Annotated in this window: 9 protein-coding genes; 7 read left to right on the plus strand and 2 right to left on the minus strand. The window is 71.2% G+C overall.

Annotated elements, in window-relative coordinates; all coding sequences use genetic code 11:
• The first annotated feature begins 24 nt into the window (after window positions 1–24).
• The 3 genes from ACGFSB_RS29255 to ACGFSB_RS29265 are packed head-to-tail and all read left to right on the plus strand — an operon-like array spanning window position 25 to window position 14,242.
• Window positions 25–11,835 (plus strand): amino acid adenylation domain-containing protein, encoded by an 11,811-nt coding sequence (locus ACGFSB_RS29255; protein WP_393405392.1) that lies wholly within the window; start codon window positions 25–27, stop codon window positions 11,833–11,835.
• Between the two features lies 1 nt (window position 11,836).
• The gene (locus ACGFSB_RS29260; protein WP_393405394.1) at window positions 11,837–13,024 is read left to right on the plus strand and encodes a cytochrome P450; all 1,188 of its coding nucleotides are present in this window, start codon (window positions 11,837–11,839) and stop codon (window positions 13,022–13,024) included.
• A 30-nt stretch (window positions 13,025–13,054) separates the two neighbouring features.
• Window positions 13,055–14,242: a cytochrome P450 gene (locus tag ACGFSB_RS29265; RefSeq protein WP_393405396.1), complete on the plus strand. Its 1,188-nt coding sequence runs from the start codon at window positions 13,055–13,057 to the stop codon at window positions 14,240–14,242.
• 37 nt (window positions 14,243–14,279) lie between these two features.
• On the opposite strand, the gene ACGFSB_RS29270 is transcribed toward ACGFSB_RS29265, so the two are convergent.
• On the minus strand, window positions 14,280–16,595 hold the full coding sequence (locus ACGFSB_RS29270) for an ArnT family glycosyltransferase (protein ID WP_393405398.1): 2,316 nt from the start codon (window positions 16,593–16,595) through the stop codon (window positions 14,280–14,282).
• Between the two features lie 118 nt (window positions 16,596–16,713).
• On the opposite strand from ACGFSB_RS29270, the gene ACGFSB_RS29275 reads away from it, so the two are divergent.
• From ACGFSB_RS29275 to ACGFSB_RS29290, 4 genes are read left to right on the plus strand one after another with little or no spacing between them, the layout of a single operon-like run.
• A complete protein-coding gene (locus tag ACGFSB_RS29275; RefSeq protein WP_393405400.1) occupies window positions 16,714–17,271 on the plus strand; it encodes a hypothetical protein in 558 nt (185 codons plus the stop codon).
• Window positions 17,268–18,638: a peptidoglycan-binding protein gene (locus ACGFSB_RS29280; RefSeq protein WP_393405402.1), complete on the plus strand. Its 1,371-nt coding sequence runs from the start codon at window positions 17,268–17,270 to the stop codon at window positions 18,636–18,638. Before ACGFSB_RS29275 ends, ACGFSB_RS29280 begins: the two co-directional genes overlap by 4 nt.
• A complete protein-coding gene (locus ACGFSB_RS29285; RefSeq protein ID WP_393405404.1) occupies window positions 18,635–19,360 on the plus strand; it encodes an ABC transporter ATP-binding protein in 726 nt (241 codons plus the stop codon). Before ACGFSB_RS29280 ends, ACGFSB_RS29285 begins: the two co-directional genes overlap by 4 nt.
• Entirely contained in the window at window positions 19,357–20,613 is a 1,257-nt protein-coding gene (locus ACGFSB_RS29290; RefSeq protein ID WP_393405406.1) for an ABC transporter permease, read from the plus strand. Before ACGFSB_RS29285 ends, ACGFSB_RS29290 begins: the two co-directional genes overlap by 4 nt.
• Window positions 20,614–20,865: 252 nt before the next feature.
• Here the strand turns inward: ACGFSB_RS29290 and ACGFSB_RS29295 are convergent, their stop codons facing one another.
• Window positions 20,866–21,156, minus strand: coding sequence for a hypothetical protein (locus ACGFSB_RS29295; protein WP_393405408.1), 291 nt, complete (start codon window positions 21,154–21,156; stop codon window positions 20,866–20,868).
• Window positions 21,157–21,747: the final 591 nt, after the last annotated feature.

A 21,747-nucleotide genomic window follows, 5' to 3' on the forward strand; every position in this document is an offset into this window, starting at 1 on the left:
AGGCAACTGTGAGGAGAAAACCCGATGGCCCGAGCCCGTGTCGAGGACGTTTGGCCGCTGTCGCCGTTGCAGGAAGGGCTGCTGTTCCACGCTTCGTTCGACGACCAGGGCGCCGATGTGTACCAGGGGCAGCGCGGCGTCGACCTGATCGGGCCCCTGGACGCCGACGTGCTACACGCCTCCTGGGCGGCGCTGCTGGACCGGCACGCCGCGCTGCGGGCGAGCTTCCGGCGGCGGAGCTCAGGCGAACCGGTGCAGGTCATCGCCCGCGAGGTGACCTTGCCCTGGCAGCACGCGGACGTCAGCGGTCTTGCGGAAGCCGACGCTGCCGCCGAGGCCGAGCGGCGGTGCGCGGCGGAACTGCGGGAGCGCTTCGACCCGGCGACGCCGCCGCTGCTGCGACTGCTCCTCATCCGCCTCGCCGAAGACCGCCACCGGCTCGTGCTGACCAGCCACCACGTCCTCATGGACGGCTGGTCGCTGCCCGTACTCTTCGGCGAACTGGCGGCCATTTACGCGGCTGGCGGCGACTCATGCGGACTGCCCAGGGCCACCTCGTACCGGGACTACCTGGCCTGGCTGCAGCGCCAGGACAAGCCCGCCGCGCGGGCGGCCTGGCAGGCGGAACTCGCCGGCGCCGATGAGCCGACGCTGGTCGCCCCGGTCGACCCGGGCAGGCGTCCCGGCGAGCCGGCGAACCTCATCACCGACCTCTCGGCCGAGCTGACCCAGGACCTCACCCGGCTGGCCCGCGGCCAGGGCGTGACCCTCAACACCGTGATCCAGGCGGCCTGGGCGCTGGTCCTTGGGCAGCTGGCCGGCCGCACGGATGTGGTGTTCGGCGCGACCGCCGCCGGGCGGCCCGCGGAACTGCCCGGCGTGGAGTCCATGGTCGGCCTCTTCATGAACACCCTCCCCGTGCGGGTACGCCTCGAGGCCGCCCAACCGGTCACCCAACTCCTCGCCGACCTGCAAAAACGCCAGTCCGCGCTGATGGCGCACCAGCACCTCGGACTGCCCGAGGTGCAGCGGCTTGCCGGACCGGGCGGCGTCTTCGACACGATCGTGGTGTACGAGAACTACCCCAGCCCGCCGAAGGAGGAGCCCGCCCCGGAACGCCTCGAAATCCGCCGCACACCGGCGGTGCGGGACGCCTCCCACTATCCGCTCGCGCTGATCGTGGTGCCCGAGGAGCGGATGCATCTCAAGCTGGACTACCAGGAGGAGCTGTTCGGGCGGGAGGACGTCGCCGCGATCGTAGGCCGGTTGGTGCGGGTGCTGGAGCAGGTGGTGGTGGATCCGCGGGTGCGGGTGAGTGAACTCGTGCTGTTGGATGCTGGTGAGCGGGCGCGGGTGGTGGGGGAGTGGAATGCCACGGCGCGGCCGGTGCTGTCACTGTCGGTCCCTGAGCGTTTCCGGGAGTGGGCGGTCCAGATCCCGGAGGCGGCAGCGGTGCGGTGTGGGGCGGAGGCCCTTTCGTATGGGGAGTTGGAGGCCAGGTCGAATCGGCTGGCTAGGTATCTACATGATCGCGGTGTTGGCCGGGAGTCGCGGGTGGGTCTGCGGTTGCCGCGGGGTGTGGACATGGTGGTGTCGATGCTGGCGGTGTGGAAGGCCGGTGGCGCGTATGTGCCGCTGGATCCCGAATACCCGACTGACCGGCTGGAGTTTATGACGGTCGACAGCGGTGCGTCGGTGGTGATTGATGCCGAGTGGATGGCGGACACCGGCGCGGCCATTGCGGCCGAGCCCGACGCGGCCCTGGATATCGCCGTCGCTCCTGATGAGTTGGCGTATGTGATCTATACCTCGGGGTCGACGGGTCGTCCGAAGGGTGTGGCGGTGGCGCATCGGGGTGTGGCGAATCTGGTGGAGGCGATGGGTCCGGTGTTGGGTGCCGGTCCGGGTGAGGTGACGTTGCAGTTCGCGTCGTTCAGCTTCGACGCCTCGGTCCTCGACGTCGCCGTGACGCTGGCGTCCGGTGGCACGCTGGCCATCGCCACCGGTGAGGAGCGCACGGATCCGCAGGCCCTGTCGAGGATGATCCGGGACAGTGGCGTGACGGTGGCGAGCGTGGTGCCCTCCCTGCTCGGCGTCCTGGACCCGCAGACCGTGCCCGGCGTACGCAACTGGGTGCTGGGTGCCGAGCGGCTGACTGCCGATCTGGCCGCCAAGTGGCGGGCCCAGGCCCGGTTGTGGAACACCTACGGTCCGACCGAGGCGACCGTCATGACCACGGCCGTGGAACTTCCTGCCGACTTCACCTTCGATGACGAGCCGCCGGCGATCGGCAGCCCGCTGCCCAACACCCAGGTCTATGTCCTGGATGACTTCCTGCGCCCGGTGCCGATCGGTGCCACCGGCGAGGTGTATCTGGCCGGTCCGGGCTTGGCCCGCGGCTACCTGGGCCGCCAGGACCTCACCGCGGAACGCTTCATAGCCTGCCCGTACACAGATGGCGCCCGCATGTATCGCACCGGTGATCTCGCCAAATGGAGCGGCGACGGGCTGCTGCACTTCCAGGGCCGCGCCGACGATCAGGTCAAGATCCGCGGGTTCCGTATCGAACTCGGCGAGATCGAATCCGTCCTCACCGCCCACCCGGATGTCGCCCAGGCCACCGTCATCGCCCGCGACGACCGCATCGCCGCCTACGCCGTGTGTGCGATGGCCCTGGACCCCGCCGCCATACGGGAGTTCACCGCCACCCGCCTCCCCGAGCACATGGTCCCGGCCACCGTCACGATCCTGGACACCCTGCCCCTCACCCCCAACGGCAAAGTCGACAAGACCGCGCTGCCCACACCCGAGTACGCGGCCGGCCACGGACGAGCACCATCCACGCCGGTGGAGGAGATCCTTTGCGAGCTGTTCGCCGATGTGCTGGGTGTGGAACGGGTGGGGCCGGAAGACGGCTTCTTCGAGCTCGGCGGGGACTCACTGCTCGGTATGAGGCTCGTCGCCCGAATCCGCGCGGTGCTGGACGCGAAAGTGAGCATCCGCGACCTGTTCGGCACGCCCTCGCCCGCCGGGCTGGCGCGGCAGCTGGCCGGCGCCGTCGAACGCAAGCAGCTGGAGCTGCTGCCGCAGCCGCGCCCCGACCAGGTGCCGGTCTCGTACGCACAACGCCGCATGTGGTTCCTGAACCGGCTGGCCGAGGCCGACTCGGAGGCGGCGGGGGCGTACAACCTGCCGCTCGCGCTGCGGCTGGAGGGTGCGCTCGACCTGGAGGCGCTCAAGGCGGCGCTCGGCGACGTCGCCGACCGGCACGAGAGCCTGCGGACCGTCTTCCCCGACGCGGATGGTGAGCCGTGGCAGCGAGTGCTGGAGGGCGCTGCCGGACGGCCCGCGCTGGACGTGGAGCAGGCCACTGCGGAGCGACTGGAGGAACAACTCGCGGCGGTGTCGGGTCGCTGCTTCGATCTGAGTACGGAGCTGCCGTGGCGGGTGTCGTTGTTGACGGTGGCACCGGAGGAGTCCGTGCTGCTGTTGGTGGTGCATCACATCGCCTCGGACGGCTGGTCGATGGGGGTGCTGGCGCGGGATCTGCGGGTCGCGTACGAGGCGCGGTGTGCGGGTCGGGCGCCGGGCTGGGAAGCGCTGCCGGTGCAGTACGCGGATTACGCGCTGTGGCAGCGGGAGGCGCTGGGTGACCCCGGTGATCCGGAGAGTGTGATCAGCGGGCAGCTGGCGTACTGGAAGGACGCCCTGGCCGACGCGCCGCCGGAGCTGGCCCTGCCGGTGGACCGCGCACGCAGGGGGGAGCCCTCCTTCCAGGGCGGCAGTGTGCCGGTCTCGGTGGAGGCGGACACGCACCGGCGGCTGGTGGCGGTGGCTGCCCGGGGCCGGGCGACGATGTTCATGCTCGTGCATGCCGCGCTGTCGGTGTTGCTGTCGCGGATGGGCGCCGGGTCCGACATTCCCGTGGGCACGGGGATCGCGGGCCGCGGGGATGCGCAGCTGGAGGGGATGTCGGGGTTCTTCGTGAACACGCTGGTGCTGCGGGCGGACCTGGAAGGTGATCCGTCGTTCGCGGAGGTGTTGCGGCGGGTGCGGGAGGCGGATCTGGCGGCGTACGCGCATCAGGATGTGCCGTTCGAGCGGCTGGTGGAGGAGTTGAACCCGGCGCGCTCGCTGTCCCGCAATCCGCTGTTCCAGGTGATGCTGGCGCTGCAGAACATACCCGAGGCCGAATGGCAGCTGCCCGGCCTACGCGTCACCCCGCTCCCGCCCGTGGCGGAGTTGCCGGCGCGGTTCGACCTCTCCGTGACGCTGGGCGAGCGGCGTGCAGCGGATGGCGCTCCAGCGGGTCTCGGGGGCGGGATTCTGTACGCGGCGGATCTTTTCGACGAGTCGACGGTACGGGCCCTTGGTGACCGTCTCGTACGGGTCCTGGAGCAGGTGGCGGCGGATCCGCAGGTGCGGCTGAGCGAGATCGACGTACTCGACGCTGGCGAGCGGGCGCTGGTGGTGGGGAAGTGGAATGCCACGGCGCGGGCGGTCGGGTTGGAGACGGTGGTGGAGCGGTTCCGGGCCCACGCGCTTCGGTCGCCGAATGTGGCAGCGGTGCGGTGTGGGGCGGAGGCCCTGTCGTATGGGGAGTTGGAGGCCCGGTCGAATCGGCTGGGCCGCTACTTGCGTCGTCGGGGTGTCCGGTCTGAGTCTCGGGTGGGCCTGCGGCTGCCGCGCGGCGTCGACATGGTGACGTCGATGCTGGCGGTGTGGAAGGCCGGTGGCGCGTATGTGCCGCTGGATCCGGAGTACCCCGCCGACCGCCTCGAGTTCATGACGGTCGACAGCGGTGCGTCGGTGGTGATTGATGCCGAGTGGATGGCGGACACCGGCGCGGCCATTGCGGCCGAGCCCGACGCGGCCCCGGATATCGCCGTCGCTCCTGATGAGTTGGCGTATGTGATCTATACCTCGGGGTCGACGGGTCGTCCGAAGGGTGTGGCGGTGGCGCATCGGGGTGTGGCGAATCTGGTGGAGGCGATGGGTCCGGTGTTGGGTGCCGGTCCGGGTGAGGTGACGTTGCAGTTCGCGTCGTTCAGCTTTGACGCCTCGGTCCTCGACGTCGCCGCCACGCTGGCATCCGGTGGCACGCTGGCGATCGCCATCGGCGAGGAGCGTACCGATCCGCAGGCCCTGTCGAGGATGATCCGGGGCAGTGGCGTGACGGTGGCGAGCGTGGTGCCCTCCCTGCTCGGCGTCCTGGACCCGCAGACCGTGCCCGGCGTACGCAACTGGGTGCTGGGTGCCGAGCGGCTGACCGCGGATCTGGCCGCCAAGTGGCGGGCCCAGGCCCGGTTGTGGAACACCTACGGTCCCACTGAGGCGACCGTCATGACCACGGCTGTGGCGCTCGAGGAGGGCATCACGCCGGACGATCAGCCCCCGTCGATCGGCATTCCGCTGCCCAACACCCAGGTCTATGTCCTGGACGGTTTCCTGCGCCCGGTGCCGATCGGTGCCACCGGCGAGGTGTATCTGGCCGGTCCGGGCTTGGCCCGCGGCTATCTGGGCCGCCAGGACCTCACCGCGGAACGCTTCATAGCCTGCCCGTACACAGATGGCGCCCGCATGTATCGCACCGGTGATCTCGCCAGGTGGAGTGGCGACGGGCTGCTGCACTTCCAGGGCCGCGCCGACGAGCAGGTCAAGATCCGCGGGTTCCGCATCGAACTCGGTGAGATCGAATCCGTCCTCACCGCCCACCCGGATGTCGCCCAGGCCACCGTCATCGCCCGCGACGACCGTCTCGCCGCCTACGCCGTGTGCGCGACGGCCCTGGACCCCGCCGCCATACGGGAGTTCACCGCCACCCGCCTCCCCGGCCACATGGTCCCGGCCACCATCACGATCCTGGATACCCTGCCCCTCACCCCCAACGGCAAAGTCGACAAGACCGCCCTCCCAATCCCCGAAACCGCCACCGGCCACGGACGAGCACCATCCACCCCCGCAGAAGAGATCCTCTGCACCCTCTTCGCCGACGTCCTCGGCATTGGCGTGGTCGGGGTGGATGACGACTTCTTCCAGCTGGGCGGGGACTCACTGCTCGGCATGAGGCTCGTCGCCCGTATCCGCGCGGTGCTTGACACCGAGCTGGGTATCCGCGACGTCTTCGGCGCACCCACTGTGGCCGGGATCGCCCGGTTGGTCGGTGACGCCGCGGCCGAGAACCGGGTGGCGCTGCGGCCGCAGCCGCGGCCCGACGACGTGCCGCTGTCGTTCGGCCAGCAGCGCATGTGGTTCCTGAGCCGGATGGACGGCGTGGACTCGGAGGCGGCGGGGGCGTACAACCTGCCACTGGCGCTGCGGATGGAGGGTGAGCTGGATCTGCAGGCGCTGGAGGCGGCGCTCGGCGATGTCGCCGACCGGCACGAGAGCCTGCGCACCGTCTACCCCGACCGGGAGGGCAAGCCCCGACAGCACGTACTGGCCGGACATGATGCCCATCCGCGGCCGGCCGTCGTGGACACCGAGGAGTCCCGCCTCGATGACACTCTGGCCGGGCTCAGCGGCCGTGGCTTTGATCTGAGCGTGGAGCTGCCGTGGCGGGTGTCGTTACTGCGGGTGGCACCGGAGGAGTCCGTGCTGCTGTTGGTGGTGCATCACATCGCCTCGGACGGCTGGTCGATGGGGGTGCTGGCCCGGGACCTGCGGGCGGCGTACGAGGCTCGCTGCGAAGGGCAGGCGCCGGGCTGGGACCCGTTGCCGGTGCAGTACGCGGATTACACGCTGTGGCAGCGGGAGGCGCTGGGTGACCCCGGTGATCCGGAGAGTGTGATCAGCGGGCAGCTGGCGTACTGGAAGGACGCGCTCGCCGACGCACCACCCGAGCTGGCGCTGCCGATGGACCGCACCCGTTCCGCGACCCCCTCCTTCCGCAGCGGAACGGTGGACGTCGATGTGTCCGCACAGACGCACGCCCGCCTGATCGAGGCGGCCGGGCGTGGCCGGGCGACGATGTTCATGCTGGTACATGCCGCGCTGTCGGTGTTGCTGTCGCGGATGGGCGCCGGGTCGGACATCCCCCTCGGTACGCCCGTCGCGGGCCGCGGGGACGCGCAGCTGGAGGGGCTGTCGGGGTTCTTCGTGAACACGCTGGTGCTGCGGGCGGACCTGGAAGGTGATCCGTCGTTCGCGGAGGTGTTGCGGCGGGTGCGGGAGGCGGATCTGGCGGCGTACGCGCATCAGGATGTGCCGTTCGAGCGGCTGGTGGAGGAGTTGAACCCGGCGCGCTCACTGTCCCGCAATCCGCTGTTCCAGGTGATGCTGGCGCTGCAGAACATACCCGAGGCCGAATGGCAGCTGCCCGGCCTACGCGTCACCCCGCTCCCGCCGGCCGCCGCGCCTCCGGCGCGGTTCGACCTGTCCGTATCCCTGGGTGAGCGGCGGGGTGCGGATGGCGCTCCGGCGGGTCTCGGGGGCGGGATTCTGTACGCGGCGGATCTCTTCGACGAGTCGACGGTACGGGCCCTTGGTGACCGTCTCGTACGGGTCCTGGAGCAGGTGGCGGCGGATCCGCAGGTGCGGCTGAGCGAGATCGACGTACTCGAGACGGACGAACGGGCGCGCGTGGTCGAGGAATGGAACGCCGGCACGCGGCCGTTCGGCCCGCTGACCGTGCCGGAGCGTTTCCAGGAGTGGGCGGTCCGGACCCCGGACGTGGCCGCGGTGCGCTGCGGATCCGAGGAGCTGTCGTACGGGGAGTTGGAGGCCCGGTCGAATCGGCTGGCCCGCTACCTCCGTCGTCAGGGCGTGCGCGGGGAGTCTCGGGTGGGCCTGCGGCTGCCGCGCGGCGTCGACATAGTGACGTCGATGCTGGCGGTGTGGAAGGCCGGGGGTGCGTATGTCCCGCTGGATCCGGAGTACCCCGCCGACCGCCTCGAGTTCATGGTCGGGTCCAGCGAGGCACAGGTCGTGCTGGACACCGCGGTGCTGGCCGACGCGGAGGAGGCGATCGCCGCGGAGTCGGAGCTGCCGCTCGAAGTAGGGGTAGCTCACGACCAGTTGGCGTACGTGATCTACACCTCCGGCTCCACCGGTCGTCCCAAGGGGGTAGCCGTCCCCCACCGAGGCCCGGCCAATCTCGTCGAAGCGATGGGTCCGGTGCTGGGCGCCGGTCCTGGCGAGGTGACGTTGCAGTTCGCGTCGTTCAGCTTCGATGCCTCGGTCCTTGACGTCGCCGTGACCCTGGCGACCGGCGGCACCCTGGCGATCGCCGCCAGTGAGGAGCGCACCGACCCGCGGGCCCTGGCCGCCATGGTCGAGGGAAGTGGTGTCACCGTCGCGAGCGTGGTGCCCTCCCTGCTCGGCGTCCTGGACCCGCAGACCGTGCCCGGCGTACGCAACTGGGTGCTGGGTGCCGAGCGCCTCACGGCCGACCTGGCCGCCAAGTGGCGGGCGGCGGCCGGGCTGTGGAACACCTACGGTCCGACCGAGTCGACCGTCATTGCCACGGCCGTGGCGCTCGACGAGGGCATTACACCGGACGATCAGCCGCCGGCGATCGGCATTCCGCTGCCCAATACCCGGGTCTATGTCCTGGACGGTTTCCTGTGTCCGGTGCCGATCGGTGCCACCGGCGAGGTGTATCTGGCCGGTCCGGGCTTGGCCCGCGGCTATCTGGGCCGCCAGGACCTCACCGCGGAACGCTTCATAGCCTGCCCGTACGCCGAGGGCGCCCGCATGTACCGCACCGGTGATCTCGCCAAATGGAGCGGCGACGGGCTGCTGCACTTCCAGGGCCGCGCCGACGAGCAGGTCAAGATCCGCGGGTTCCGTATCGAACTCGGCGAGATCGAGTCGGTCATCGCCGCCCACGAACACATCGCTCAGGCGGCCGTCGTCGTCCGCGAGGACCGGCCCGGCGACCCCCGCCTGGTCGCCTACGCTGTGCCCGTCGAGGGCGGCGGACTGGACCCCGCCGCCGTGCGGGAGTTCGCCGCCGCCCGGCTGCCCGAGTACATGGTTCCGGCCACGGTGATGGCGCTCGACGCGCTGCCGCTCACCCCCAACGGGAAGCTGCACAAGTCCGCCCTGCCCGCGCCGAGCTACGCCAACCTGGTCTCGGCGCAGGCGGCGCAGGGTGAACTCCAGGAGACCCTGTGCGTCCTCTTCGCCGAGGTGTTAGGCCTGGAGCGGGTCGGGCCGGACGACAACTTCTTCGACCTGGGCGGCAACTCGGCCCTGGCGATGCGGCTGGCGGGACGGGTCCGTACCGAGCTCGGCGCTGAGCTGAGCATCCGGCAGTTCTTCGGCGCCTCGACCCCGGTCGGCGTGGAGCGGCTGCTCGGCGCCAAGCTGCGGCCGCCGCTGCGGGCGGTCGAACAGCGGCCCGCCGAACTCCCCGCCTCCGTGCATCAGCAGCGGGTCTGGCAGGCGGAACGGGCGGCAGGCGCGGACGCGACGAGCAACCTCGCCGCCGCGCTGAGGCTCGAGGGCGAGTTGGACGTGCCGGCTCTGCGGGCGGCGCTGGCCGATGTGGCGGCCCGGCATGAGCTGTTGCGTACGCGATTCCGGGAGAGCCAGGACGGCACGCTGGTGCAGGAGCTGTCCGAGGCCGGCGACGACGTCGTCGTACGCGCCGGGCCGGAGGTGCTGCCGGCGGTGCTGCCGGCGAGCGAGGACGAGCTGCCCGTGCTGCTGGCGTCCCGTATTCGGCAGTGCTTCGACCTGACCCGGGAGATGCCCTGGGCGCAGCATCTCTTCAGGCTCTCGGCCACCGGGCATGTGCTGCTCCTCGTCATCCACCCGATCGCGGCGGACGAGTCCTCGGTGAATCTGCTGATCCGCGACCTCGCGGCCGCCTACGGGGCACGCCGCGAAGGGCGGGCGTCGGAACGGGCGCCGCTGCCACTGCAGTTCGCCGACTACGCGCTCTGGGAGCGCGAGCTGCTCAAGGGTGAGGAGGAGGCGGAGAGCCTGGTCGCCGATCAGCTCGAGTACTGGAGGGCCGCCTGGGCCGACGCCCCGCCGCGGACCGGACTGCCGACGGACCGGGAGCCGGCGGCCGGGCCGGACCGGCGCACCGCCTCCATCCCGATCCGGATCCCGGCGGACACCCACGCCCAGCTCCTTGACGCGGCCGACGCCGTCGGCGCGACCACCTTCGCGGCGGTGCACGCCGCGCTCGCGCTGCTGCTCTCCCGGCTCGGCGCCGGCACGGACCTGCTGCTGGGCACCGTACTGCCGCGGCCGGACGGGGAGGAGAGCCTGGAAGGAGTGGTCGGGCCGCTGTCCGGGCTGCTGTCGCTGCGCCTGGACACCCACGGCAACCCGGCCTTCCGCACCCTGGTCAAGCGGGCCAGGGAGGCGTATCAGGAAGCGCTACAGAACCAGGACGTGCCCTTCGACCGGTTGGTGGAGCGGCTGGAGCCGAGGTCGAGCGGAGCCCATCATCCGGTATTCCAGGTGCTTTTGGACGTACGCGACGACATCGCCGAGAAGTGGGAGGACGCGGGGCTCCCGGGTCTTGCCACCACCAGGCTGCCGCTGCCGCCCCAGAACTCCGCGCTCGACCTGCGGCTCACCCTCACCGAAAGCTTCGAGGACTACGGGGACCCGGACGGCATCGTCGGCAGCCTGGACTACGCCGTCGACCTCTTCGACGAGCCGGAGGCCGCCGCCTTCGCCCGCCGGCTGGTGCGGGTGCTGGAGCAGGCCGCGAAGGATCCGGAACTCCCGATCGGCAAACTCGAGCTGCTTGACGAGGGCGAGCGGGCCCTGACCGAGCGGCCGGCGGCCGCGCCCGGCGACCAGGGCACGGACCTGCGGTGGCCGGACGGCACCCGTGCCCACCTGCTTGACTACTACCTCCGTCCGGTCCCGCCGGGCGCCCTGGGCGAGGTGTACGTCACCGGCCCGGCGCTCGCGCACCGCTACCCGGACGGATCCGGCGAGACCGGCAGCCGCCTCGTCGCCAGTCCCTTCGGCCGCCGCGGCGAACGGATGCTGCGCACCGGCCAGTGGGCCCGGCGTGACGCCTCCGGCCTGCTGCGGCCGCACGCCGCGGGCGACCCGGACCGGCACCGGCGCGACGGCGTCGGCCGACGCACCGTCAGAAACTCCGAGGACCTCGGGGTGCTGCTGCCGCTGCGCGCCGAGGGCGATCGCCGGCCGCTGTTCTGCATTCACCACGGCACCGGCCTGAGCTGGAGTTACGCCACCTTGCTGCCGCACCTTCCGGCCGATCTGCCGATGTACGGCATCCAGGCGCGCGGCCTCGCAGGCCCGGAGCCGCTGCCGCAGAGCATGGAAGAGATGGTGGACGACTACATCGCCCAGATGCGGAGCGTGCAGCCGCACGGCCCGTACCGGCTGACCGGCTGGTCCTTCGGCGGCGTCGTCGCGCAGGCCATCGCGTGCCGGCTGGAGGAACTGGGCGAGCAGGTCGACCTGCTCGCGCTGCTCGACGCCTATCGATACCGGGACGTCGGCTCCATCGGCGGCGACCAGGAGAGCGGCCTGGGCCCGGTGGACGGCAAGGGCACCTGGGACGAGGACAGCAGCGCCGGTCCCGGCCGGGACGTGGAGGCGCGCGGGGCGCAGCTGGAGAACATGCGGGAGGTCATCATGAACATCGTCGGCCTCATCCGCGACCACACCCCGCGCCGCTTCGGCGGCGACCTGCTGGTGTTCGTGGCGACCGAGCGGCGCACCGAGAAGCTGCTGGCCACCGAGGCCATCGCCAGCTGGCGCCCGTATGTCGCCGGGAACATCGAGACCCACGAAGTCACCTCCAGCCACGAGGACATGCTCGAATCCGCGCACCGGTCCGGCATCGGCCGCGTGCTCACCGCGAAGATCCGTGCCGGAAGGGGCGACTGAGATGGCAGCGGAGAAGTCCTTCGACATCATCCCGAACCATGTGCGGGAGGGAATGGAACCGCCGCCGGGCCTGGAGGTGATGAGCGAGCGGACGCCGCTGCTCGAGGACACCGGGCCGGGGCTGATCAGCTGGGTCGCCACGGGACGGGACGAAGTACGGGAGATCCTCGGCGACGCCCAGTGCCGCTTCTCCACCCGGCCGCCCGCCGACAGCGAGGAGGAGTCGCGGGCGATCACCCAGATCGGCAATCCGCTGATGCACGACCCGCCGGAGCACACCCGGCTGCGCAAAATGCTGGCGCCGGAATTCACGCTGCGCCGGATGCGCCGGATCGAACCGCAGGTCGAGCGGATCATCGAGGACCGCCTCGACGTCATGGAACGGGCCGGCAGCCCGGCCGACTTCATGCGGCACTTCGCCTGGCCCATCCCCGGCCTGGTCGGCTGCACGCTCCTCGGCATCCCCCGCGACGACCAGGCGGAACTCGCCCGCCACCTCGACCTCAGCCGGCGCGACAACCGCGGCTGGCGGGCCCGCCGCGCCTCAGCCAAGGCCTTCGACGACTATCTGGCCCGCTACGTCGCCACCAAGCGCCGCGACCCCGGCGACGACCTCGTCAGCGGGCTGATCAAGGAGCACGGCCCGGAGGTGACCGACAAGGAACTGGTAGGCCTGGCCGCCTCCGTCATGGCCGCCGGGATCGAGAACATGGTCGGCATGTTGGGCCTGGGCATCCTGGCGCTGCTCGACCACCCGGACCAACTCGCCGCGCTCCGCGGCAAACCCGAGCTGATGGACCGGGCGGTGGAGGAACTGCTGCGCTACGCCACCGTCGTCGCGGTCGCTTCACCGCGCACGGCGCTGACCGAGGTGCGCGTCGGCGAGCACACCATCAAGGCCGGGCAGGTCGTCTCCTGCTCGCTCCTTGCGGTCAACCGCGCCCAACCGGACGAGACCGTCCGCGACCGCCTCGACATCCTCCGCGAGGGCGATAACCACCTCGCCTTCGGCCACGGCATCCACTACTGCGCGGGCGCGGCCCTCGCCCGCATGGAACTGCGGATCGCCTTCGCGGCCGTGCTGCGTCGCTTCCCCGAGCTGCGGCTCGCGGTGCCCCGCGAAGACCTGCGGTTCCGGCCGCCGTGGATGGCCACCTTCGGCATCGAGAACCTCCCGGTCTCCTGGTAACCGGTCTCCTGGTAAACGGAAAGGCACCCCATGCCGCAGCCACCGGAACTTCCCCCGCACCTGCGCCGCGACGGCCTCGACCCGACGCCCGAGCTGACCCGGATGAGCCACAGCACGCCCGTCGCCCGCGACCCGGGGGCCTTCGACTGGGTCGTCACGGGGCGCGCGGAGGTACGGGCGGTGCTCAGCGACACCGAACGGTTCAGCTCCGTCCCACCCGTGCGGCAGAAGGCCATCTCGCAGCCCCGGGAGGCCGGAAATCTGCTGCACTACGACCCGCCGGAGCACGGCCGGCTGCGCAAGCTGCTGACGCCGGCCTTCACCACCCGGCGCATCAGCGCCATGGCGCCGGCCGTCGAAGCGGTGGTGGCCGAGCGGCTCGACGTGCTGGCCGGGAACGGGCCGCCGGCCGACCTGATGCGGCACTACGGCTGGCCGGTGCCGGGCCTGATCAGCTGCGCGCTACTCGGCATCCCACGCGACGACCTCGCCCAGCTGGGGCGGATGCTCGACGTGCGCGCGCCCAGCCGGATGGATGCCCACTCCGGCAGCCGCGCCCGGCGGCGGATAGCGGCACAGAAGGCGTACATCTCGTACCTCGGCGGCATCGTCACGCGGCAGCGCGGGAAGCCCGGCGAAGGACTGCTGGGCACCATCATCCGCGAACACGGAGAGGAACTGACCGACGCCGAACTGGTCGGCGTCGCCAACTCCTTTCTCGCGGGCGGTCTTGAGGGCTCGGCGCAGATGCTGGGCCTCGGCGTACTCGCGCTGCTGCAGCACCCGGAGCAGCTGGCACTGCTGCGCGAGCGGCCGGAGCTGCTGGACCAGGGGGTGGAGGAACTGCTGGGTCACGTCGCGGTGGTGTCGACGGCGTCGCCGCGGACCGCGCTGGTGGACGTGACCCTTGGCGGGCAGCAGATCAAGGCGGGCGAGACCGTCTCCTGCTCTCTCCTCGCGGTCAACCGCACGCGCCTGCCCGGCGGTCCCGAGGACCGGCTGGACGTCACGCGTGCGGATGCCTCCTCCCACCTGGCGTTCGGGCACGGCATCCACCACTGCATCGGGGCCGCGCTCGCGCGCGTGCAGCTGCGGGCCTCCATCGCCGGGCTGCTGGTGCGGTTCCCCGGGCTGCGGCTGGCGGTTCCGGAGGCCGAGCTGCGGTTCCGTCCCTTCGCCGTGCAGTACGGCGTGGAGGAGCTGCCGGTCGCCTGGTGACGATGACGGCGGCCCGGGAGGGCCGCCGTCATCGTCGTCATACGGCGTCGGGGGAGCAGCTGTAGAGGGTTTCCTGGTCCTGCTGGCCTGCCTGGTCCTGCTGCTTCGGTTCTGCCTTGTCCTTCGAGGGCTTCGATCCGGCTTGATCCTTCGGCGCCTTGGGGCCTGGGCCGCCCTTCTGGTCCTGAGGCCCCTTCGGGTCCTTCTTGCCCTGAGGGTCCTTCGGGTCCTTCGGGTCCTTCGGTTCTTGAGATCCCTGCGGAGCCTTCGAGCTGTCAGGTCCCGCTGGCCGGCCCCCGTACGCCTTCGGCTCGACCTTGGTGCAGGTGGACCTGACCCAGTCGTTGATCTGCCCCACCGAGCTTCCGGCCTGCGACGCGCCCGACTTCTCGCCGCCGCTGCTCAGCAGCGCGAAGCGCAGCTTGCCGTCCGCGACCAGCTTGCGGTACTCGGCCAGGGTCGCCGAGTTGGCCCCGCCCGTGAACCCGCCGAGCGGTAGCACGGGCAGTGCCCTGGCGTAGATGTACGGGGCCGCCGCCTGCCAGTTGTCGGTGGAGAAGGTGTACTCGGCGCCGCGGTTGTGCTTCTGGACGTACGCCAGGAGCGCCTTCTCGTCCTTGCTCAGCCCGGCCGCGATGCCGCCGCCGCTCGAGCCGCCGGCCGGCCCCGACGAGCCGCGCGGCTGCCCGGCAGCCACCGGCCCGCCTGAGGATGCGACCGGCCCCCCGCTCTTCTTCCCGGGCTTCTCACCGCCCGGCTGGTACGGCGGCCCGGCGTACGCGTCGAAGGACGAACCCGCGTACGTGGAGTCCAGCACCGACAGCGACCACGCCATGGGCGCGGCGAACATCGCGACGCAGCCAGCCACCAGCCCGGCGACCCCGATCCGGCGGGCCAGCCGGGCGTCCGGCGGCGCGGGCAGCACCGCGTACACGAGCGCCGCGCAGGCCGCGACGGATGCCGCGAGGATCACGGGCGTGAGCCACGGCATGAAGTCCTCGTACGCCGCCGCCACATGCAGGGTCCAGGCCTCCTGGACGACGACGGCGACCGGCAGCACCAGGGTCTGCGGCGGCCCGAGCGAGGCGTTGTGGATGCGCCACAGCGCCACGATGCCGGCGGCCGCCAGCGCGGCCAGCGCGGGTGCGAGCAACGTGACGTAGGCCGTGTGCGGGACCGCCATGGCGCTGAGCAGCACGGCCGAGGTGAGCAGCCACCCGCCCCACATCAGATAGCCGGCCCGCCGCTGGTCGGTGCGTGGGGCGCGGCGGTGCCGGGTGAGGCCGAGAACCAGGGACAGCAGCGCCAGCGGATACAGCCAGCCGATCTGGGCGCCGAACCGCGGCCCGAAGAGCTTGCCCCAGCCGTCGGTGTCCGGCATGGCCTTGGGACCGCCCGCGCCGCCGCCACCCGCCCCCGCCCCGCCGCCCTGGCCCTGCGACGGCGACCCGCCCTCGAAGGTCCCCTTGAACGAGCCGTCGATCAGGCCGTCGTGCAGGCGGTCGAGGCCGTTGTAGCCGAAGACCATGGCGTAGGCGCTGTTGTTCGTCGTGCCGTCCGCGTACGGGCGCGAGCTCTCCGGCGTGAAGGTCATCAGCGCGACCCACGACAGCGACACCGCCAACAGCACGCCGCCGGCCGCCAGCAGCTGCCCCAGCCGCTTGCGCAGCGGGTGCGGGGCGGCGACGAGATAGCCGAGGGCGAGCGCCGGCACGACGACCCAGGCCTGCATCATCTTCGCCTGGAAACCCAGCCCGATCCACATGCCGCTGAGCAGCAGCGGGCCCAGGCGGCCGGTCATGACCGCCTTCTGGTACTGATCCGCGGCCAGCACCAGGCACATGGTGAGGGAGGCGTCGAGGATCGCGTGGCCGAACATCGACGCCGCCACCGGCGTCATGGTCAGCAGCCCGGCCGCGGCCAGCCCGGCCACCGGACCCTGCCAGCGGCGCACCACCCGGTACAGCGCCAGCACCGACACCACGCCCTCCAGGACCTGGGGCAGCGTCAGTGACCACGCGTGAAAGCCGAACAGGCGGGCAGCGAGCGCCTGCGGCCAGAGAAAGCCGCCGACCTTGTCCATGGTGATGGTGGCGGCCGGGTCGAAGGCGGTGAAGAGGAACGCGTGCCAGCTCTCCGACATGCTGCGGGCGGCCACCGAGTAGTACGGGGCGTAGGAACTGCTGGTGAGATTCCAGCCGTAGAGCACGGCGGCGAGCGCGGCCACGCCCAGCAGCGCCGGGCGGGCCCAGGGCGGCTGGTCCGGGGGAGAGCGCCAGAACCACCGACGGTGGGGCGGTGGGGCGGTGCCGGGGGAGGTCTCGGGGTAGGTGGCCGCAGCAGTCAGCGTCATGTCCTCACCGTGTGAGGGCCCTGGTAACCGTGCGGTCACAAAGGCTCGCCCCGAATGGACAGTTGGACGGCCGTGGCTGTGTCCGCCGTGTGACCGCCGTCCGCGTAGAAACGGCTGCATGCTCATCACACGTCAGCGCACCAAAGCGCACACCCTGATCGCCACGTCCGCACTGCTTATCGCCGCTTTCGGTGCCGCCGGCTGCTCCGGTGACTCGAACGCCGCCGACTCGGGCGGCAAGTCCCCGGGCACCAAGGACAAGGGATTCGCCCAGGCGATGGCCTACTCGAAGTGCATGCGGGCGAACGGCGCGCCCGACTACCCGGACCCGGAGCAGGACGGCGACGGCCGGGTCAAGTCCAACCCCGGCAATGGCGCGAACGACCCGAAGACGCTGCAGGCGATGGAGGCCTGCCGCGACAAGATGCCGCAGGGGCGCTCCGTGGAGAACGGCGGCAAGATGGACGCCTCGAAGGTGAACCTGTGGGCCAAGTGCATCCGTGAGAACGGCATCCCCAAGCTCCCGGACCCGGAGGTCGACGGCACCCGCATCAACGTCCCGCTCGGCAAGCTCGGCATGATGCCCGACGACCCGAAGATGCAGAAGGCGGCGCAGGCGTGCCAGGACAAGTCCCCTGGCGGCGAGATGTACTTCACTGACGGGTCCGAGCAGTGACGACGCCCGATCACACCCATGGACTGCGGGATCCCGGCGGGCCGGACGGCGACCCGGCCGCCGAGCTGGAAGTGCGCGGGCCCGGTGCACTGGCCACCGAGCAGCCGGCCGGGGCGGCACTCGCCGCTTCCGCTCCGGATCCCGCGGCGCCGGCCCCCGTCCCAGCCGGCGGCGGCGAGGGCCAGGACGGCGCCGGTGGCGGCGAGGAGCCGCCGCTCAGCCACCGTAAGCGGCGGCCGCTGCGAACCACCCTGATCGTGCTGGTGGCGATCGCCGTGGCCACGGCCGCGGGCCTCGCCGCCACCGGCACGCTGGGCGGCAAGGACGACGACAAGCCCCAGGCATCCAAAGGCCCCTCGGCGACAGCGAAGGTGCAGCGCACCTCTCTCACCGACACCCAGACCGTGGACGGCAGCCTGAATTACGGCGATGCCTCCACCGTGCTGGCCCAGTCCTCCGGCGGCGGATCCAAACCGGGACAGGGCGGCGGCTCCGGCATAGTCACCTGGGTGCCCAAGGCCGGCGACACCATCAAACGCGGCGGGGACGTCTACCGCGTCAACCAGCAGAAGACACCCTTGCTCTACGGCAACATCCCCTTCTACCGCACCATGAAGTCCGGCGACTCCGGCAGCGACGTCAAGATCCTCGAGCAGAACCTGAAGGCCCTCGGCTACGACGGCTTCGTCGCCGACTCCACGTACAACGACGACACCGCCGCCGCTGTGAAGGAGTGGCAGGACGACCTGAACCGCGAGGACACCGGCACCGTCAAGCCGGGCGACGCGGTGGTGGCCCCCGGCGCCAGGAAGGTCTCCGCCGTGAAGGCGGAGGTGGGCGCCGCGCCCAACGGCAACGTGCTGTCCTGGACCGGGACCGAGCGAGTCATCACCGTGGACCTCGACGCCCAGTACGAGGACCTCGTCAAGAACGGCACGAAGGCGCAGGTCAAACTCCCCGACGGGACGAGCGTCGAGGCGACGATCACCGAGGTCGGCTCGCCCTCGAACGCCGCCGACGAGGGGTCCGGCGACTCGGGCTCCGGTGACTCCGGCTCCGGCGACAGCGACAAGGCCTCGACCCTCCCCGTCGAGCTGAAGGTGAAGGACCAGAAGGGACTCGGCAGCTATCAGGCGGCGTCGGTCGACGTCACCCTGAAGTCGGAGAGCCGCAAGAACGTGCTCGCGGTCCCGGTCAGCGCCCTGGTGGCGAAGGACGGCGGCGGATACGCCCTGGAGGTCGTGAAGTCCTCGGCGCCGAATGGCGTCGAGTACGTCCCCGTCAAGCTCGGCATGTTCGCCGACAGCATGGTCGAGGTCTCCGGCGCCGGCATCTCCGAGGGCACGGTCGTGGGGGTCCCGAAGTGACCGTACTGGCCCACCCGGTGGTCGACCTCGCCGGGGTTTCCAAGTCGTACGGCGACCTCGCCGCGCTGCAGTCCGCCGATCTGGTGATCCAGCACGGCGAGCTGCTCGCGGTGGTCGGCCCGTCCGGCTCCGGCAAGTCCACGCTGCTCAACATCATGGGCACCCTGGACCGCCCGTCGGAGGGCAAGGTCCGCATCGGCGGCCACGACATCGACGAGCTGCGCGACCGCGACCTGTCCGCGCTGCGGGCCGCCACCATCGGCTTCGTCTTCCAGCAGTTCCACCTGGCGCAGGGCGTACCGGCGCTGGACAGCGTCGCGGACGGACTGCTCTACAGCGGCCGGACCCGCGCCGAGCGGCGCGAGCTGGCCGAGCGGGCACTGCGCCGGGTCGGCCTCGGCCTGCGGCTCTACCACGAGCCGCACCAGCTCTCCGGCGGCGAGAAGCAGCGCGTGGCCATCGCCCGCGCGGTGCTCGGCGACCCGCCGCTGCTGCTCGCCGACGAGCCGACCGGCGCGCTGGACTCCCGCTCCGGCGCGGTGGTGATGGAGCTCCTGCACGAGCTGCAGGAGGCCGGCACGACGGTCGTAGTCATCACCCACGACCGCGACATCGCCGCATTGCTGCCACGGGAGGTCCGGCTCAAGGACGGCCGGATCGAGCACGACTCGGCTGGCGGCGCGGTGGCCGGCGAGCTGCTAGCCGGAGGGAGTGCCCGATGAGCCTGACATCCCCGCCCCGGGAGACCGGGGCCGCCCCCTGGCGAAGCCTCCCGGCGCCCCCGCGCCCCAAGGCGGCCCGGATGGGCCCGGCCGATGTGGTCCGGGTCGGCGGCTCGGGGCTGCGCGCGCGGCCGATGCGGGTGTTCCTGTCCGCGCTCGGCATCGCCATCGGCATCGCCGCCATGATCGGCGTGGTGGGCATTTCCTCGTCCTCCACCAACGACCTCAACCAGCGCCTCGCCGCACTCGGCACCAACCTCCTGACGGTGTCCCCTGGCGAGTCCTTCGGCGGCGGCACCGCGCACCTGCCCGAGCGCTCCCTCTCGATGATCGGCAACATCCCGGACGTCACCTCGGTCTCCGCCCTCGGCAAGACCAGCGCGAAGGTCTACCGCAACGACATGATGCCGAAGGAGGAATCCGGCGGCCTGCGCGTCACCGCCGCCCGTACCGACCTGCTGAAGTCCATCGGTGGAGAACTCACCGACGGCCGCTGGCTCAACGCGGCCAACAGCAAGTACCCGGCCGTGGTGCTCGGCGCCAATGCCGCGTACCAGCTGAACATCCACCACGCCGGTCCGGAGGTACGGGTCTGGCTCGGCAACCGCTGGTTCACCGTCGTGGGGATCCTGGCGCCGAACGAGCTGCTGCCCGCCCTGGACAACAACGCCATGATCGGCTGGGGCGTGGCGAAGGCGGAGCTGGGCTTCGACGGCTACCCCACCACCGTCTACGTCCGCGCCGAGGAGGACGCGGTCAAGGACGTCCAGACGAAGCTCGGCGCCACCGCCAACCCGGAGGTCCCGAGCGAGGTCGACGTCTCCCGCCCCTCCGACGTACTGGCGGCGAAGGAGGCCACGGACGACACCCTCAGCGGACTGCTCCTGGGCCTCGGCGGCGTGGCGTTGCTCGTCGGCGGCGTCGGCGTGGCCAACACCATGGTCATCTCCGTCCTCGAGCGCCGCTCCGAGATCGGCCTGCGCCGCTCACTCGGCGCGACCCGAGGCCAGATACGCACCCAGTTCCTGGCCGAGGCGCTGCTGCTGTCCGCGCTCGGCGGCATCGGCGGTGTACTGCTCGGCATCGGCGTCACCATCGGCTACGCGACGTACCAGGACATGACCACGGTGGTGCCGGTCTGGGCCATGGCAGGCGGCGTCGGCGCCACCCTCGTCATAGGCGGCCTGGCCGGTTTCTATCCTGCTGTACGAGCCGCTCGACTGCCCCCCACTGAAGCGCTGGCCACCTCGTAGTCCCGCTGCTGTTCCGTCCCGGACCGCGGTGTCCTTGCTGCCAACCCCCGAGCAGCAGGGGCACCGCACTGCCGCGCATCCGGATAGATGCTCGTTCTGAGCGGACCGGACGAGGGAGTGGCACCCGACACAGGCGGCGGTCGTTGTTGCTGATGCCCAGGAATCCCAGGTCGCCGGGGAGTTGCTGTGCCGTCTCGCGTTCCTGCATCGGGATATCTGTCCGCCTCGCCCCGCGGGCCACGGTCATGATCGCTAACTGCCCCCGCAGATCGCTAGATCGTTGCTGGCAGCCAGTTCCTCCAGTCCCAGCTCGCGGGGATCGAGGCCGAAGCCACGGTCGGCGACGAGCTGGAAGATCAATCCGCAGTGCATCCACCCACGCGGCACCGAGAGGCCGTACCGGGCCGGTTCGACCACGAACCGGCCATACCGCGCGCCCTGGAATGCGTCCTGGGCCAGCAGGCCGACGGTCTGCTGGTCGCGCATCCCGCGGCCGATGGTCTCCCGCAGGCTGCGCACCTCCTGGTGAAGACCCTCGCCCATTCAGCGCAGGCCGTCCTGCGACACCGGCGCGCCCACATCGTGGTCCCCGGACCGTGGTGAGGGTTACAGGTCCCGATCGCGCGCGGCCACGGACTGTCCGCCCGCGCCATCGCCCTGCACACCCTCACCTTCCGGTCGTCGCCCTCCGCCGTCATGTGCGGTCGACTTCGTTGTTCCCTTGTATGTGGTTCCCTCGTACGTGCACTGCCTGGGGGCGCCCCGCGGACTCCTTCAAGATTTCCTGGATGCCGTGCCCGTGCGAACCCGAAAGAGCCCGTGGGGCATCGGGCCGAACATGACGTAGGAGCGGGCGTCTGATAGACCAACTCCCCTGGAGAATCACGTGAGCTCCGCCTCCTCCCAGACACCGCCGAACCCGCCTGAGCCTCCACAGTCCGGCCCCTTCTCGGCACCGCACACCGCCGTCGCTCTGCTGACAGCGGCCGTCATCGGCCTGGTCGCCGGCAACCTCGCTTTCCCTAGCAGCACCCCCACATCCAGCGCGATCCCCGCGGGCCTGCTCAGCGCGGGCGGCAGCGTGCCCTCTAGCGCACCCTCATCAGCTGACGCAGCTCAGCAGGAACCGCAGCA

The organism is Streptomyces sp. NPDC048441 (genome assembly GCF_043200235.1).
GTDB lineage: Bacteria > Actinomycetota > Actinomycetes > Streptomycetales > Streptomycetaceae > Streptomyces.